The sequence below is a fragment of the Deinococcus marmoris genome (assembly GCF_001949125.1).
Classification (GTDB): Bacteria; Deinococcota; Deinococci; order Deinococcales; family Deinococcaceae; genus Deinococcus; species Deinococcus marmoris_A.
This window is the reverse complement of record NZ_MSTI01000047.1, coordinates 15,580-31,530: the sequence shown is the minus strand read 5'-3', so window position 1 is coordinate 31,530 and position 15,951 is coordinate 15,580. Positions and strand designations below refer to the sequence as shown.

Sequence of the window (15,951 nt, the reverse complement as noted above, 5' to 3'; positions counted from 1 at the left end):
GAGCTGGCTGCGAAGCAGACTGGCTGGTACAGCTCCGTAGGAGAGGGGTCTCGCTTTCTCCAACGCCAAAAAAAGCCCCTCCACCCAGCCGGGGGAGAGGCTCAGTTTCCTGACTTTATTTCAGGACTTCCAGCGCCTTTCTCAGGATGGCGTCGTTCTGGGTGTCCACCACGGCCTCGCCCTGGGTGGCGCTCTGGCTGGGACGCTTGGCCTCGCCGGTGTAGGTGAACTTGCCGTCCTTGTCGGCGGTGACGGTCACGGGCTTGCCGGCCACGGTCAGGGTGATCTTGTCCCCGGCCTTGATGCCGCTGCCCGAGAAGTTGAGTGGGGCGGTGTAGCGGGTGTCTTTCACCACGATGTCGGGCGTGATGCCCTTCTTGTGGATCTGGCGGCCCTTGGGGGTCAGCCACTCGTTGGCGACGATGGCGATCTTGCCGCCGTCGGGCAGGTCGACTGGAATCTGGGCCACGCCCTTGCCGAAGGTCTGCTCGCCGATGATCTGGGCGCGGTTGTCGTCCTGGAGCGCGCCGGAGACGACTTCGCTGGCCGAGGCGCTGTTCTTGTTGACCAGTACCACCAGCTTGCCGGTGTAATCGGTTTTCTGGTTGCTGGCCTTGCCGAACACCTCGGTCTTCTTGTTGCGGTCCCGCAGGCTGACAATCGGCCCGCTCTGGAGGAACTGATCGGCCACGTCCACCCCGGCGTTTAGCAATCCGCCCCCGTTGTCGCGCAGATCCAGAATCAGCTTGGTCACGTTTTTCTTCTTCATGTCGGCCACGGCGGCGCGGAACTGCTGGCTGGCCTTCTCGTTGTAGAAGGTATTCAGCGCGATGTAGCCGATGTTGCCGGGCAGGATGGTTTCTTCCACGGCCACGATGGTGACGGGCTGGCGTTCCATCTTGACGGTGTAGGGCTTGCCGTTGCGGGCGAAGGTGATGGTCACGGTGGTGCCCTGCTTGCCGCGCACCAGCCGCACGAGGTCGTTCAGTTTGCTGGTGATCACCTCGGTATCGTCCACCTTGACGAACACGTCACCGATCTGCACGCCCGCGCCGATGGCCGCACCGGTCTTGAACACGTTGTCGATCTTGCCGCCAGTGCCGTCCGCGTTGGCGGCGATCAGTTGCACGCCGATGCCATAAAAATTGCCCGCCAGATTTTCCTGATCGATGGCGTTGTCTTCGGGCTGGCTGTAGTAGGTAAATTCATCGTTAAGGCTGCCCACCGCGCCGTTGATCGCGCCGCGCAGCAACTTGTCGTCGTCGATGGGGTACAGGTAGTACTGCTTGAGACTCCCGATCACGTTCAGCAGCGTCTTGCCTTCCACGGTGCTGGTCAGGTTGGCCTGCGAGTACCCGCCGAGCTGGGCGTAGGCGACGGCGGCGGTGGCCGCGAGGGCCGCCCCCGCGATGGTCAGGCGTTTGACATTCACCCGGTCAGAATAGTGCGCCCACATGACGGCTTATTGAAACGCAGGTGACAGGCGCAACTTAGAAAAAACTCAGGGGCTGGGGTGGCCTGGGGGTTGGTCGGGCGGTCTCCCTACAATTCTGAGAGCTGTCCTGAGCCGATCTTCATGGTCTGGGCTATGCTGGGCGGTGACGATGAGCAGCCACTTTCCTTCCCCTCTCGACCACATGGATGACCACATCAGAGCGGCGGCGTGATCCAGTTTCACAGCGTCACCCTGTCCTATCCCATCACCGGCACCCTGGCACTGGACGATGTGAGCCTTCAGATCGGCAAGGGAGAATTTGCGTATCTGGTGGGGCATTCGGGGGCGGGCAAGAGCAGTTTCATGAATCTGGTCCTCAAGCGGGCGTTGCCCACACGCGGCGAGGTCATGGTGGCGGGCATGTCCCTGAAGCATTACCGGGGACGCCGCACCGCCCTGCTGCGCCGCCGCATGGGCACGGTGTTTCAGGACAACCTGCTGCTCTCTCACCTGAACGCCTACGACAACGTGGCCTTCGCCCTGCGCGTCACGGGCGTGCATCAGCGCGAATGGCCCAGCCGGGTCACGGCGGCGCTGCGGACGGTGGGCCTGGAACACAAGAAATATGCCCTGCCGGTGCAACTCTCGCAGGGCGAGCAGCAGCGGGTGGCGATTGCGCGGGCCATCGTGAGCGATCCGCCGCTGCTGCTGGCCGACGAACCCACCGGAAATCTGGACCCCGAGAACAGCCGTGAAGTGCTGAAGGTGCTGCAAAACGTCAACCTGCGCGGCACCACCGTCATCGTGGCCACCCACGCCCGCGATCTGGTGGAAAGCTACCGTCACCGGACCCTGACGCTGCGTAAGGGGAAGCTGGTGCGGGACGATCCATATGGCGGGTACGCGCTGTGAGGGTTGATGGTAGAAAGTTGATGGTTGAGGGAGAAGAGATTTTTTCCATCATCCATCACCCATCACCCATCACCGCCGCCAGGGGCGGCCAGTGACCTACCACTTGCGTCAGGCGCTGCTGGCCATGCGCGGCAATTTCACGGCCACGCTGGCGACGCTGGTGACCATGACCCTGACTCTGCTGATGCTGGGCTTCGTGCTGCTGCTGACCCTGAACGTGGACCGCACGCTGGAGCAACTGGAGTCGCAGGTGGAGGTGGCCGCCTTCCTGACCCCGGACGCCGACGACGCCGCGCTGCTCTTACAGGTCAGGGCGCTGCCACAGGTGCGCGAGGCCCGGCTGGTCACCAGCGCGCAGGTACTGGAGGAAATGAGCCAGATTTCGCCGTCCACCCGCGACGCGGCGGGGCTGGTGGGCAATCCCTTTCCCGACACCCTGCGGATGAAGGTCAGCCGGGTGGAGGACTCGCGCACGCTGGCGAATACCGTTTCCACCCTCAGCGGCGTGGACGGCGTGGAGTACGGCGCGGGCTACGTGGACCCCACCGTCAAGACCCTGACCGCCGTGCGCGGCGCAGGCTATGTGCTGGTGGGTTTGCTGCTGCTGGGCACGCTCTTCAACATCCTGAACGCCGTGCGCGTGGCGATGTACGCCCGCCGCGACGAGATCAGCGTGATGCGGCTGCTGGGGGCCACCCGCGCCTTTATCCGCATGCCGCACGTCATTGAGGGCCTGATTGTGGGCGTGCTGGCCGCCGCGCTGGCCCTGGCCCTGCTGACCCCCGCCTACCTGGGATTGGCCGGGCGCGTGCGTGAGCTGGCCCCGGTGTTTCCGGTGGTCACCGACTGGAATACCCTGCTGCCGGTGCTGGGCGGCGTGGCGGCGCTGGGCATCTTAATTGGCCTGCTGGGCAGCATTTTCGCCAGCCGCCGCTACTTGCAGGAGCTGGAGTAGTGGCTGGAGGACTGGCGACTGAAGGACCGGTCACTGGAGGGCTGGTCACTGGAGGTCTGCGGCGTGCGGGCCTGCTCGCCGTCCTGAGCGTTGCCCTGCTGGGACAGGGTGTGGGGGCGCAGACCACTTCCCAGAAGTTGCAGCAGCTTCAGCAGGAGTTGCAGCAGCAAAAGCAGCTCAGCGCGGCGCAGGCCAATGAGTTGAACCGCATCCGCAAGAGCATCCAGAACCTCAGCGCGCAGCAGAAAGAGGCGCTGGCCAAGCTGGACGCGCTGGCGGCCCAGGTTTCGGACCTGGAAAACCAGCTTGCGGTCCTGAACACCCGCACCGCGCTGGCCGAGGGGCAACTGGCCGACACGACCTCCCAACTGGGCGTGACCACCGCCCGCGTTGAGCGCCTGAAGGGGGACGTGCGCGAGATCCTGAGCCTCCAGTACCGCAGCCGCAGCAACGATTACCTGGGGCTGCTGTCGCAGTCGCGCAGTCTCTCGGACCTGCTGATCCGCCTGCGCTACGCCAACATGGCCGGGCAGTACAACAACCGCATCATCCAGAACCTCAAGGGCGAGGTAGCGACGCTGGACGAGCAGCGGGCGCAGCAGGCCCAGCAGACCCAGACCCTCAAGGACATCGGGGCGCAGCGCAATGCCGCCCTGGGCCGCCTGAAGGCGCGCAGAGGCGAGCAGAACACCCTGCTGGCGGGGCTGCGCGACAGCGAGCAGGGCCAGCGCGCCCTGGCCACCCAGCGGCAGGCCGAGCGCGCCCTGACCGCCCGCACCATCGACGGCCTGATCACCCAGGTCACGGCGGAGAAGGTGCGGATCGAGGCCGAGCGCCAGCGCCGCCTGGAGGAGGAGCGCAAACGCCGCGAGGCCGAGGCCCTGCGGATTCGCGTGGCCCAGGAACGCGCCCGCCAGGAGGCCATCCGGCTGGCGGCGATCCGCGCCGAGCAGGAGCGCATTGCCAGAGAGCAGGCGGCCCAGCGCGCCCGCGAGGCCGCTGAACGTGCCCGCCAAGTGGCCCAACAGCAGGCCGAGGCCCAGGCCAGGGCACAGGCCGCCCGTGAAGCCCAGCAGCAGGCCGTGCGGGAGCAGCAGCAGCGCGCCCGCGAGCAACAGCTTCAGCGCGAGCAGGACGCCTTGCAGCAGCGCAGCCAGCAGGTCCAGGCGGCCCAGGACCGCGTGGCGCAGGAATTGCAGCCGCTGCCCGCCGTCACTGGCCCGCTGGGCTTTCCACTGCCGGGCGGGCGGGTCAGCGCTCCCTACGGCACCGGCGGCTCGCCGTGGGTGGTCCTGGCCGCATCGGACGGCTCGCAGGCGGTGGCCGCGCGCGAGGGCAACGTGCTGGCGGTGACGTATTACGCCTCGCTGGGCTGGGTGGTGCTGGTGGACCACTCCAGCGCCATCAGCGCGTATTTTGGCCTGTCTGAGCCGCTGGTCAGTGTGGGCACCCGCGTCTCTCTCGGCACGCCGCTGGGTACGGTGGGCGGCTCGCAGATCATCGGGCCGCAGCGAATGGCGTTTCAGTACCGTCTGGGCGGCGCGTCGGTGAATCCGGGGTTTTAGGGCGGGAAGGCTGTGGGGGTTGCACTGGGCACGAGTTTATGGGCTTTGTCGGCGGGAAGGGGCGGCGGTATCCGGGTCTGATGCCCGGCTCCGTCACGCTGCGTGCGGCCCGTGCCCTTTGCGCCCGACGGCCTTCGGTTGCTGATTCGCTGAGGGTGGCAGGCCCTACTTGATCACGTAGGGGCGCTCGCCCTCGCGGAATTCGTACCACAGGCGCATCAGCAGGTCCTGCTCGTTGTTGCCGAATTTGTGGCCGAACAGGTTGACGCCGCCCTTGTAGCGCGCGTCGTCCTTGACGCCCACCCGCACCTGAATCTGGGGCTGGTCACCCAGTTTGAGCTGCTCAATGGACGTGTCGCCCACCTGCTTGCCGTCGATGAACGTACCCTCGCGGCTGATCTTGAAGCGCTTGAGCAGGCCGTGCTGGGTGTGGTTGATCGGCCACCACAGCGGGGTATGCCGCCCGCGCACGCCGCCGTAATCCGCCGGACTGGTCCAGGTGCCGATCTCGGTGTCGTTGACCCAGACCGTGATGTCCGAGGGCCAGTCGAGATCGTGTTCGGGGGCCTCGGAACACAGTTCCACCGACAGTTCCAGCTCACTGGCCTCCGCGCCGTGCGGCAGATTGTTGGGAAAGTCATAGCCCAGCGTGCCGTGCCGGAACCAGATGATCTGAGCGAACACATGCTCCGGCTCGAAGAAGGAGCGCGGGTCGTCCACCATCCCGATCAGCTTGGATTCGGTGGCCAGCCCACAGGTGGAGGTCACGTCCGAACGGCGGTAATTGCCGATGGGCATGGAGATTTCCACCACGTTGGACTGGGCGCTGACCGCCGCGCCGGGCAACTTGATCAGAATTTCCTCGTAGCGTTTGCTGATCAGCTTCTGCCGCCCGCGTGTGCCGGGCATGTACTGCACTTCCAGCAGCCCGGCTTCCTCCAGCAGTTTGAGGTTGAAATTGACCGTCGAGTGCGGCAGTCCCATCGCGGCGGTCAGTTCACTGACGTTCATGGGGCTGTGCGACAGCAGGCTCAGCATCGACAGGCGGGTCTCGCTGTTGACGGCGTGGACCACCGCCAGCGCCCGCTGTCCTTCGGCGATCAGGGTCCGGTTTCCGGCAATGGGCATCTCGCTCCTTGTGTCTCTCCGAGTGATTTCCGCTGGGTTGAGGCGATACCCACCAAACCTACAAGTTTAATGGTGGGATTGCAAGTCACGGGCTGAACCATGCGGATAGGCATGCCGTTTTTCAAGGCGAGTGACTTGCTAGACGAGGAATATTCAACATCAAATGGGTTGAAATACTGGGAATCAGACCCTCCCCCAGCAGGCGAGATTGACTTTAGGTCAAAAAAAGTTGACATCAAGAGTCCGTATTGGTAGCTTTGTCTGGCACACCCCCTTCGAATACACCACAGTTCCTGCACAGCAGCCCCCGCACCGGCGGGGCAGACCGCGATGCACCTTTCCCTCATCAGGGCGCTCAAGACATCTTCATCAACACGACGGTGCCCGATTTCGAGATCCACTCCCCTGGAGGAACAGACATGAAAAAAACCGTAACTTTTGGAATGCTGGCGATTGCACTGGTCACCGGCAGCGTGCTGGCCCAGACCATGCTGCCCAAGCTGCCCGTCAAGGCCACCTACCGCGTGGGCTTCGCCCAGACCGAGAGCAACAACCCCTGGCGTCTGGCCCAGACCAAGAGCATGCAGGACGAGGCCAAGAAGCTGGGCTATCAGCTCGTCTACACCGACGCCGCCGGTTCCACTGCCAAGCAGGTGGCCGACGTGCGCAGCATGATCGCCCAGAAGGTGGACGCCATCTTCCTGTCGCCGCGTGAAGACAAGCCTCTGGCTCCTGTGGTGGCCGAGGCCCGCAAGGCCGGGATTCCTGTGATCCTGGTGGACCGCAACATCGATCCCGCGCTGTCCAAGGCCGGAACCGACTACGTGACCTTCATCGGCTCGGATTTCATCAAGGAAGGCCAGCGCGTCGCCGACTGGCTGGTCAAGAACGCCAACGGCAAGATGAACATCATCGAGCTGGAAGGCACCACCGGGGCCAGCCCGGCCAACGACCGCCGCAAGGGCTTCGACGACGTGATCGCCAAGAACCCCAAGTTCAAGATCGTCGCGTCCCAGACCGGAGATTTCGCCCGCGATAAGGGCCGTCAGGTGGCCGAAACGCTGCTCCAGGCCCATCCCGAAGCCAACGTGATCTACGCCCACAACGACGAGATGGCAATCGGCGCAGTCTCGGCCATCAAGGCGGCAGGCAAGGTTCCCGGCAAGGACATCCTGGTGCTGTCCATCGACGGCGGCAAGGAAGCCGTGCAGATGGTGGTGGACGGAACGATCAACTACGTCGTGGAGTGCAACCCGCGCTTCGGCCCCCAGGCCTTCGCCACCCTCAAGGACTACGCGGCAGGCAAGAAGCTGCCCGCCAAGATCATCAACGCCGACCGCGACTATACCCCCGAGAGCGCCAAGGCCGGACTGGCGGGCGCGTACTGAGCTTGTAGAAACGCTGTTTGACCCGCTCGTTTTTGCAGCCGCGTCACGCCCCTAAAGCGTGGCGCGGTTTTGATGTCCGGGCGGCGCACAATACCGCTCACCCCCTTTGAATCCCTCGTCAAGGAGCCACCCTGTTGACCACTCTTCCTTCTTCCAGCGCCAGTCCGCCTGCCCCGACCTCTTCCGGCGGTTCGCCCCTGCTGGATATGCAGGGCATTCAGAAAAGCTTTGCGGGCGTCGCGGCGCTTGCTCAGGCCTCGCTGACCGTCGGGGCGGGCGAGGTCCACGCCCTGATCGGCCAGAACGGCGCGGGCAAAAGCACCATGATCAAGGTGCTGACCGGCGCGTATCAGCGTGACGGCGGCAGCATTACCTTCGCGGGCGGCCCGGCGGCCTTCAGCTCGCCGCTGGCCGCGCAACTGGGCGGAATCGCCACCATCTACCAGGAGGTCAACCTGATCGCCCTGCGGACGGTGGCCGAGAATATCTTTCTGGGGCGCGAACCCAAGAAATGGGGCCTGATCCAGTGGCCCGTGATGAACGCCGAGGCCAGCCGTCTCCTCAAAGAGCTGGGCATCAGCCTGGACGTGACGCAGCCGCTGGGCACCTTCAGCACCGCGATTCAGCAGATGGTGGCGCTGGCCCGTGCGGTGTCCATCAATGCCCGACTGGTGATCATGGACGAGCCGACCAGCAGCCTCAACGAGCGCGAGGTAGAGACCCTGTTCGGCGTGATCCGGGGCCTCAAGGACCGGGGCGTCTCGGTGATCTTCGTCTCGCACCGGCTGGACGAGCTGTACGCCGTGTGTGACCGCATTACCGTGATGCGCGACGGGCGCACCGTGTACGCCGGAAACATGGCCGATATCAGCCGCCTGCAACTGGTGGAACAGATGCTGGGCCGCGAGATTAAAAACGAGGGCGCACAGACTGGCTTCGTTAAATCCGGCGCGGGCAAATCAGGAGAGCCGCTGCTGAAGGCCGAGGGCATTCGCCTGGGCCAGCGTCTGAGCGGCGCGTCGGTGGCGGTGCGGCAGGGCGAGGTGGTGGGTCTGGCCGGGCTGCTGGGTTCGGGGCGCAGCGAACTGGCGCGCGTGATCTTTGGCGCGGACACCCCGGACGCGGGCACGGTCACGCTGGACGGCCAGCCCGCTCACTTCCGCACCCCCGCCGAGGCCATCCGTGCGGGCCTGGGCTTTTGCAGCGAGGACCGCAAGGCGGAGGGGATTATCCCCGAACTCAGCGTGCGCGAGAACCTGACGCTGGCCATCCTGCCGCGTCTGGCGCGGGCCGGGGTGGTGGACACCGCCCGCCAGAGCGAGATCGTGGACCGCTTCGTGGCGCAACTGGGGATCAAGACCAGCAATCCCGATCAGCCCATTCGGGAGCTGTCGGGCGGCAACCAGCAGAAGGTGCTGCTGGCGCGCTGGCTGGCCACCGATCCCCGCCTGCTGATTCTGGATGAACCCACACGCGGCATCGACGTGGGCGCGAAGGCCGAGATTCAGCGCCTGATCGGCGAGCTGGCCCAGGACGGTCTGGGCGTGCTGATGATCTCCAGCGAACTGGAAGAACTGATCGAGGGCTGCCACGAGGTCACGGTGCTGCACGACGGGCATTCGGTGGCGCGGCTGTCGGGCGACAGGATCACCGAGCCGGAACTGCTGCACGCGATGGCGCAGGGTGCCGGGGCGCAGGACATTCCCGCCCCGCAGGTGCGCCTGTGAGCGGCGCGGCCTCCAGCGCCCGCCCGAGCCGCTCCGGTGGCGGCTGGCAGACCTTTGTCGCAGACCTGAAACAGGTGCGGGCCAGCATCCTGATCCTGCTGGCACTGTTGATCTTCAACGCCCTGTTCACGCCGTATTTCCTGAGCGTGCAGACCCTCAACGTCAATCTGACGCAGGTGGCCACCATCATCATCGTGGCGATGGGCATGACGCTGGTGATCGCTACCGGGGGTGTGGACCTCTCCGTCGGCTCTTTAATGGCGATCAGCGGCGTGCTGGCCCCGCTTATTTTCTTGAATGCTGCTTTCGCGAATGCCCAGTGGCTGGGAATTACGCTGGCTTTTATCGTGCCAGTGCTGGTGGCCGGGGCCTTCGGGGTGCTGAACGGCCTGTTCGTCACGCGGCTGAAGTTGCAGCCGATTGTCGCCACCCTGGTGCTGTACATCGCCGGGCGTGGCATCGCGCAGGTCATCACCAACGGGCAGCTCCAGAGCTTCACCGTGCCGGGCTTCTCTTACATCGGGCTGGGCCGTCCCTTCGGTATTCCATTTCAGGTGATCCTGATGCTCATCATTGTGGCCCTCACCTACTGGGCGGTGCGGCGCACGGTGTTTGGCCGCTCGGTGCTGGCGGTGGGCGGCAACGAGACGGCGGCGGGGCTGTCGGGCATTCCGGTGGCGCGCGTCAAGGTGGCGGTGTACGCCATCACCGGGCTGCTGTCGGGAATCGCCGGACTGATCGTCATCGCCATCAACTCCAGCAGCGACGCCAATCAGGTGGGGCAGGGCATGGAGCTGGACGCCATCGCGGCGGTGGCAGTGGGCGGCACGCTGCTGTCCGGGGGCCGCGCGCAGGTGCTGGGAACCCTGTTCGGGGCGCTGATCATTCAACTGATCCGCTACACGCTGCTGGCCAGGGGTGTGCCGGACGCCGCCGCGCTGGTGGTCAAGGCCGCCATCATCATCATCGCGGTGGCCCTGCAACAGCGCCGCCGGAGGGAATAGCATGCTGAACACCAACCTCACCCGTGATCCCCGCCGCGCCCGGCTGATCAGCCTGCTGGGCCAGTACGGCGTGCTGGCCGCCTTCATCCTGCTGATCATTTTCGGGGCGCTGCGCTACACCGGCTTTATGAGCGAGTACAACTTCTCCACCTTCCTGCGCTACAACGCCATGTTCGGGCTGATCTCGCTGGGCATGTGTTTCGTGATCATCACTGGGGGCATCGATCTGTCGGTGGGCAGCGTGGTGGCGATGTCCAGCGTGGTGGCCGCGCTGCTCAGCCCTTATGGGGTGATCGTGGCCGTGCTGGGCGCGGTGGCGGCAGGGGCGCTGGTGGGCATGATCAATGGCCTGATCATCACGCGGCTGAATATCCAGCCGTTTATCGTCACGCTGGCGACATTGCTGGGGGCGCGCGGAATGGCGCTGCTGCTGGCGCGCAACCAGGGCGGCGTGGGCATAGACCTGAACAACACGGCACTGACCTGGCTGGGGCAGGGTGATCTGCTGCGGCTGCCAGTGCCAGGGGTCATTCTGCTGATCGCCTTTATCGTGGGCGGAATAGCGCTGCGGTATTCACCGTTCGGACGACACGCGCTGGCCGTCGGCGGCGGTGAGGACGCCAGCAAGCTGATGGGCCTGAACGTGAACCGCGTCCTGATGGGCGTGTACGTGCTGTCCGGCGCGCTGGCGGGGCTGGCCGGAATGATCCTGGCGGCGCAACTGGGCGCGGGGCAGCCCACCGAGGGTCTGGGCTGGGAACTGTCGGCCATCGCGGCAGTGGTGGTGGGCGGCACGCTGCTCACGGGCGGCACCGGCAGCGTGTGGTCCACGCTGGTGGGCGCGCTGCTGCTGGGCCTGATCTTCAACATCCTGAACTTCGAGAACGGCAAGGGAATCATCTCGCTCTCTCCCTACTGGCAGAGCGTCATTCGCGGCGGCTTTCTGCTGGTGGTGGTGGTGATCCAGAGCCGCACCGGGCGCAGTGGAAAAGCCTAGAGCATTTGTCAAAAGAGTTGTTCACTTTTGACCGAACAGAGTGAGTGAATTCCGCTGAGCATTTGGGACTGGTACAGCTCCGAAGGAGAGAATGGAAGCGTCAGGAGTCTCTTTTCCTGATGCTGTAATTCGGACAAATGCTCAGCGTCGGACGAGAGAACGACCCTCAGTCCTTCCTCACTCTCCCAGGATTGGTTACAATTCAGGGGTCATGAAAAGCCATCATAAGAACGCCGTGCAGGCTGCGGGCGGCAGCGTCATTCTGCTCACGCTGCTGACCGCCTGCCCCAGACCCATTCCGCCGCCCATCACCTCCACCACCCTGAACTTCCGTTTTCCAGACACGGCCCAGACGGGTGGGCTGACCCTGGCCGCCATTTACTTTCTGGACGGCTCCGATCCTCAGCAGAAGGCGGGCGTGCAGGTGCTGACCACGGGTGGCGTGGGCAGAGACGGGCAATTTTCGTATCCGGGCGGCCCCAACTCGGGCGGCACCGTGAACGGCGGCACCCTGCGGCTGGACTCCTACCTGCTCGATCCACTCAAGAAGAATGCTGCCTGCCTGCGTTCCTTTAAAACGGTGGATGCCAGCGGCCTGAACAACGTGGTGGTCACGCCCGACACGGCCAGAACCTGCAACGTGTACTTCACGCTGTTCCGCGATGCCAACGGCAACGGCAGGCCCGAGAGCGGCGAGGAACTGTTCAACACCCACGACATTTACAGCTACGCCGACCCGGCCTTTGCCTACAGCTTCAGCAGCACGGACGGCAAATCGCAGGAGAAGGGCACGCGTGTTTCCGGCTGGAGTCTGGTGCGCCATGAGGTGCTGCAACCCACCGCCACGCCCGGCCAGTACCGCGTGACCATGAACAGTGTGCCCGCCGCCGACGAGGCCCTGACCATCCGCCTGCACGAGCCGACTGAGCGCCTGATCTCGATGGGCCTGAATGGCCTGGACCAGGGAGGTCTGAAATGAAGCGCCTGAACCTGATCGCGCTGGCCGGGCTGGGCCTGCTGCTGGCGTCTTGCGGGGCCAGCCCGTCTGCTGCCCCTGATGGTGGCCGTCCGCCGCTGCCCACTGGCGTGGAGGTCCGCTTTCCTGCCGCGCCCACCAACGCCTACCTGTCCCTGCTGACCGAGGACGGCAAGAGCGTGTACCAGTTGAGTGTGCCCGCCGGGGCCACCAGCATTGAAGTTGATCCGGCCAGATGGCAGGCCGAGGCGAAAAACGCGCAGGACGTGACGCTGCTGCTGCCCGCCGGGATCGTGGACGGCAGCCTGAAGGGCAGCATTGGAGACGCGATGGCCCGCTTCCTGCGCTGGGCCATGTGGCAGGACAGCAATGCCAACGGCGTCCGCGACGACGGCGAGACCCTGGACCTGATGACCCATGACCGCGTGGCCTATGCCAGTCAGCCGTTCACGGCCATTTTTAAGACCACCACGCCCGATATGCAGCAGACCTGGAAGCTGGCCGGGGGCTGGTCCCGCGCCGAGCATTACGTGTATCTGCCGGGGGGCAACAAGACCTACATCCGCAGCCTGGAAAGCGCCGGGGTGCAGCGGTACACCCTACATGTGGACACGCCGATCACCAGTCAGTAACGGGTAAAACCGGGAGGGGGAGTCTGTCTTCTCCTGCCCGTTCCCTACACGCGCTCGGTGCTCCTGCTCTGCACAAATGTTTTATTAAGGCTCCGGGTCACTCTCTGCGTTACACTTTCTGACAACGAGGGAGTAGCTATCTGCCATAAGGCAGGGGAATGCGTCGTCAATACGGGCTAAAAATCCCGGTGCATTCCACAAACGGCGAGACTCGGCACGCGAAGGCGTGCCGGGTCGTTTTCTGCGCTCCCGGCCATCTCCCTCACAGGGTGTCTTCCGTGCAAGGAGATGGACATGGATTTTTCCTTTCTGACGGCGACTGAATGGCTGGGCAAACCCGCATGGATGTGGGTCATGTTCCTGGCGGTGGTGATTGCCCTGATGGCCTTTGACCTGGGTGTGCTGGAAAAATGGCGCAAGCGCAAACTGGCCCCCGATGACGACGGCGTGATGAGCGTGGGTCAGAGCCTGTGGCTGTCGGCCTTCTATATCAGCATCGCGCTGCTTTACGGGTTGTGGGTGTGGCTGACGCTGGGCCGCGAATCGGGCATCGAGTTCTACACCGGCTTCGCGCTGGAAAAGGCGCTGGCGCTGGACAACGTGTTCGTGATCAGCCTGATCTTCGCCTTCTTCGCCATTCCGCTGAAGTTGCAGCGGCGCGTGCTGCTGTGGGGCATCCTGGGCGTGATTGTGCTGCGCGCCATCATGATCGGGCTGGGCACCGCGCTGGTCACGCAGTTCGACTGGGTGCTGTGGATTTTCGGCGCGTTCCTGCTGTTCACCGGCATCAAAATGCTCAGGGACGGCGACGCCGAGCATGACTTTTCCAGCAACAAGCTACTGATCTGGATGAAAAAGCGGCTGCGGATCACCGACGAGTTGCACGGCGAGCGTTTCATCATCAAAAAGGACGTGGGCGGCAAGATCAGGACCTTTGCCACGCCGCTGCTGCTGGCGCTGGTCATGGTGGAAACTGCCGACGTGGTGTTCGCGGTAGACAGCATCCCGGCGATCTTCGCCATCACGCAGGATCCGTTCATCGTCTACACCTCCAACATCTTCGCCATTCTGGGTCTGCGGGCGCTGTATTTCGCGCTGGCGGCGGCGGTCCACCGCTTCAAGTACCTTCAGCCCGCGCTGTCGCTGGTGCTGGTGTTCATCGGCCTCAAGATCTTCTACTCGCAGATCTGGGGCAAGCTGGACCCGGCGATCAGCCTGGGCGTGACCCTGAGCCTGCTGGCTGGTGGCGTGATCGTCAGCCTGATCAAGACCAAAGAAGAGCCGCCGGTGAACGAGCCGCCCGCCTCGGTCTGAGGCTGACCCTGAACTGAACGGCAAGAAGAAGGCGGAAATCCTGATGGGGGTTTCCGCCTATTCTTTGCGCCATGGAGCTTCGCCCGCTGACCCCCGCAGATCTGCCCGCCGCCGCCCAGACCTTCATGGTGACTTTCAATGCCGCGCCGTGGAACGAGGCGTGGACCCTGGAAAGTGCCTCCACCTGCCTGAGTGACCTGCTGGCCACTCCGCGCGCCGCGTGTCTGGGAGCGTGGGAGGCGGGTCAGTGCCTGGGGGCCGTGCTGGGCCACGATCTGATCAGAGACCGGGGGGTGTCACATCAGATCAGCGAGATGTTTATCCTGCCGCTGGCACAGAGGCGTGGGGTGGGCCGCGCCCTGATGACCCGGCATCTGGCAGAGGCGGAAAGCCGGGGCGTGGGCAGCGTGCATCTGCTCACTGCCCGTGATTCTTCCGCCGAAGCGTTTTACTCCGAATTGAACTTCCGACGCGCCAGGCAGCAGATCATGCTGGTGCGGCCCTGACAGACTGGACTAGTTTTTCGACGGCACCGCGCACTGCCCGTCCTCGCAGCCCTCTGCCTCGTTCGCGGAACCCAGCAGGGTCAGTGGGGCGGGGTTCGTTTCGGCCCAGACCTGATCGAGTGCGCCGCGCAGGACCTCTGCTCCCTGCGCGCCGCTGATGCCGTACTTGCCGCCCAGCACGAAGAACGGCACGCCGCTGATGCCCAGGGTCTGCGCCTGTGCCTCGTCCTGCCGGACGTCATCGGCATACTTGCCACTTTCCAGGGCAGTGCTGATCTCTGAGCCGTCCAGGCCGACTTCCTGCGCCAGTTTCGCCAGCGTGTCCAGATCGCCCACGTTCTGGCCCTCGGACATGTAGGCCAGCAGCAGCCGCTCCTTCATGGCGTCCTGCCTGCCGTGTTCTGCGGCCAGATGGATCAGTTGGTGGGCCAGGAAGGTGTTGGTCAGGCGCGTGTTCTCGAAGTGGTACTCCAGCCCCTCGCCCGCCGCCGTGCCGGTCATGCTGTCCATCATTTCCTGCGCCTGGGCCGGGGTGCGGCCATACTTGCGGGCCAGGACGTCACGCATGGAACTCGGATTCTCGACGGGCGCGGAGGGATCAAGCTCGAAACTGTGCCACACGACTTCCACCTCGTCCTTCTGCGGGAAGTCTTGCAGGGCCGTCTCGAAACGCCGCTTGCCGATGTAACACCACGGGCAGGCGATATCGGACCAGATGTCCACCCGCAGTTTGCCGGGGGCGGAGGGCGTGAAGGGGTTGGGGGCTGTGGCAGTCATACCTGTCATTCTATCCTAGTTTAGAAAACAAAGCATGAAATGGCGCACAAATGCCGGGACTTATGCGGATTCCGGCTCATCCGTTCCGTCCCCTCCGCTCTGCTGCGGTGCCTCCACTCCAAGCCGTCACCGTTTTTCCAGCTCCTTCCAGTCGAGTTTCCCAGTTCCTTCATCACCGTTCAACCGGAATCTTTATCAGCGGTCTCCCCGGTCACAGGCCACGCTGTTGCGGTTGGAATCCAGCCCGGTGCGGTAGCCCGGTTTGCCCAGCCGAATCGGCGCGGCTCCGGCGGCGCGCAGGGCCGTGCAATTGGCGTAATACACCGTGCCTGTTCCGGTCAGTGCCGAGCTTTTGCTGGTGGGCCGCAGCAGCGAGCGGGCCAGGTAGCCTCCGCGTCCCTGATAGGTCGTGCGGCACCAGTCCCCTGTACAGGCCACTGTCAGCAGCGTGTTTCCGGGCACCACGCGCAGCACCTGACCCTGCGGCGAGGGCAGGCGGCGCAGGTTGGCGTTCGCGGTGGTGGTGGCCGTGGCGGCGTCGGCCAGCCCCAGAAGTCCCAGTCCCGACAGGCCCAGCACGAGGTTCAGCGCCCTGATCGAAGTTTTCATGGCGTCAGCCTGACACGTCGCCCGAC

15 protein-coding genes are annotated in these 15,951 nt (G+C 64.5%); 11 read left to right on the top strand and 4 right to left on the bottom strand.

Annotation, left to right across the window (positions count from 1 at the left end; all coding sequences use genetic code 11):
* Window positions 1–115: 115 nt before the first annotated feature.
* Window positions 116–1,432 (bottom strand): S41 family peptidase, encoded by a 1,317-nt coding sequence (locus BOO71_RS07220; RefSeq protein ID WP_083653171.1) that lies wholly within the window; start codon window positions 1,430–1,432, stop codon window positions 116–118.
* Between the two features lie 231 nt (window positions 1,433–1,663).
* Here BOO71_RS07220 and ftsE point away from each other — a divergent pair, with 231 nt between their 5' ends.
* From ftsE to BOO71_RS07205, 3 genes are all read left to right on the top strand, one after another.
* A complete protein-coding gene (gene ftsE, locus BOO71_RS07215) occupies window positions 1,664–2,347 on the top strand; it encodes a cell division ATP-binding protein FtsE (RefSeq protein ID WP_075831275.1) in 684 nt (227 codons plus the stop codon).
* 91 nt (window positions 2,348–2,438) lie between these two features.
* Complete coding sequence (locus tag BOO71_RS07210; protein WP_217694855.1) at window positions 2,439–3,302, top strand: cell division protein FtsX; 864 nt, start codon at window positions 2,439–2,441, stop codon at window positions 3,300–3,302.
* Window positions 3,302–4,867: a murein hydrolase activator EnvC family protein gene (locus BOO71_RS07205; RefSeq protein WP_254843073.1), complete on the top strand. Its 1,566-nt coding sequence runs from the start codon at window positions 3,302–3,304 to the stop codon at window positions 4,865–4,867. The genes BOO71_RS07210 and BOO71_RS07205 overlap by 1 nt, the downstream gene beginning before the upstream one ends.
* A gap of 165 nt (window positions 4,868–5,032) precedes the next feature.
* On the opposite strand, the gene BOO71_RS07200 is transcribed toward BOO71_RS07205, so the two are convergent.
* On the bottom strand, window positions 5,033–5,995 hold the full coding sequence (locus BOO71_RS07200; protein ID WP_075831274.1) for an ArsR/SmtB family transcription factor: 963 nt from the start codon (window positions 5,993–5,995) through the stop codon (window positions 5,033–5,035).
* Window positions 5,996–6,414: 419 nt separating this feature from the next.
* On the opposite strand from BOO71_RS07200, the gene BOO71_RS07195 reads away from it, so the two are divergent.
* From BOO71_RS07195 to BOO71_RS07160, 8 genes are all read left to right on the top strand, one after another.
* Window positions 6,415–7,383: an ABC transporter substrate-binding protein gene (locus BOO71_RS07195; RefSeq protein WP_075831273.1), complete on the top strand. Its 969-nt coding sequence runs from the start codon at window positions 6,415–6,417 to the stop codon at window positions 7,381–7,383.
* Window positions 7,384–7,517: 134 nt separating this feature from the next.
* A complete protein-coding gene (locus tag BOO71_RS07190; protein ID WP_254843072.1) occupies window positions 7,518–9,110 on the top strand; it encodes a sugar ABC transporter ATP-binding protein in 1,593 nt (530 codons plus the stop codon).
* The gene (locus tag BOO71_RS07185) at window positions 9,107–10,114 is read left to right on the top strand and encodes an ABC transporter permease (protein WP_075831271.1); all 1,008 of its coding nucleotides are present in this window, start codon (window positions 9,107–9,109) and stop codon (window positions 10,112–10,114) included. Before BOO71_RS07190 ends, BOO71_RS07185 begins: the two co-directional genes overlap by 4 nt.
* Before the next feature lies 1 nt (window position 10,115).
* A complete protein-coding gene (locus BOO71_RS07180; protein WP_075831270.1) occupies window positions 10,116–11,111 on the top strand; it encodes an ABC transporter permease in 996 nt (331 codons plus the stop codon).
* Between the two features lie 211 nt (window positions 11,112–11,322).
* Window positions 11,323–12,090 carry a hypothetical protein gene (locus tag BOO71_RS07175; protein WP_075831269.1) on the top strand — a complete coding sequence of 256 codons (768 nt, stop codon included), beginning with the start codon at window positions 11,323–11,325 and terminating at the stop codon, window positions 12,088–12,090.
* Window positions 12,087–12,719: a hypothetical protein gene (locus tag BOO71_RS07170; protein WP_075831268.1), complete on the top strand. Its 633-nt coding sequence runs from the start codon at window positions 12,087–12,089 to the stop codon at window positions 12,717–12,719. Before BOO71_RS07175 ends, BOO71_RS07170 begins: the two co-directional genes overlap by 4 nt.
* 294 nt (window positions 12,720–13,013) lie before the next feature.
* A complete protein-coding gene (locus tag BOO71_RS07165) occupies window positions 13,014–14,033 on the top strand; it encodes a TerC family protein (protein ID WP_139322806.1) in 1,020 nt (339 codons plus the stop codon).
* 71 nt (window positions 14,034–14,104) lie between these two features.
* A complete protein-coding gene (locus BOO71_RS07160) occupies window positions 14,105–14,539 on the top strand; it encodes a GNAT family N-acetyltransferase (RefSeq protein WP_075831266.1) in 435 nt (144 codons plus the stop codon).
* Window positions 14,540–14,548: 9 nt separating this feature from the next.
* Here the strand turns inward: BOO71_RS07160 and BOO71_RS07155 are convergent, their stop codons facing one another.
* Together BOO71_RS07155 and BOO71_RS07150 are read right to left on the bottom strand one after the other, a co-directional pair.
* Window positions 14,549–15,316: a DsbA family oxidoreductase gene (locus BOO71_RS07155; RefSeq protein WP_075831265.1), complete on the bottom strand. Its 768-nt coding sequence runs from the start codon at window positions 15,314–15,316 to the stop codon at window positions 14,549–14,551.
* 195 nt (window positions 15,317–15,511) lie between these two features.
* Window positions 15,512–15,925: an excalibur calcium-binding domain-containing protein gene (locus BOO71_RS07150; protein ID WP_075831264.1), complete on the bottom strand. Its 414-nt coding sequence runs from the start codon at window positions 15,923–15,925 to the stop codon at window positions 15,512–15,514.
* Window positions 15,926–15,951 lie beyond the last annotated feature (26 nt).

Bases quoted from the DNA above. Each gene is read 5' to 3' on its own strand.
- BOO71_RS07200 (WP_075831274.1), bottom strand. From the start codon at position 5,995: ATGCCCATTGCCGGAAACCGGACCCTGATCGCCGAAGGACAGCGGGCG.
- BOO71_RS07195 (WP_075831273.1), top strand. From the start codon at position 6,415: ATGAAAAAAACCGTAACTTTTGGAATGCTGGCGATTGCACTGGTCACC.
- BOO71_RS07180 (WP_075831270.1), top strand. From the start codon at position 10,116: ATGCTGAACACCAACCTCACCCGTGATCCCCGCCGCGCCCGGCTGATC.
- BOO71_RS07175 (WP_075831269.1), top strand. From the start codon at position 11,323: ATGAAAAGCCATCATAAGAACGCCGTGCAGGCTGCGGGCGGCAGCGTC.
- BOO71_RS07170 (WP_075831268.1), top strand. From the start codon at position 12,087: ATGAAGCGCCTGAACCTGATCGCGCTGGCCGGGCTGGGCCTGCTGCTG.
- BOO71_RS07165 (WP_139322806.1), top strand. From the start codon at position 13,014: ATGGATTTTTCCTTTCTGACGGCGACTGAATGGCTGGGCAAACCCGCA.
- BOO71_RS07160 (WP_075831266.1), top strand. From the start codon at position 14,105: ATGGAGCTTCGCCCGCTGACCCCCGCAGATCTGCCCGCCGCCGCCCAG.
- BOO71_RS07155 (WP_075831265.1), bottom strand. From the start codon at position 15,316: ATGACTGCCACAGCCCCCAACCCCTTCACGCCCTCCGCCCCCGGCAAA.
- BOO71_RS07150 (WP_075831264.1), bottom strand. From the start codon at position 15,925: ATGAAAACTTCGATCAGGGCGCTGAACCTCGTGCTGGGCCTGTCGGGA.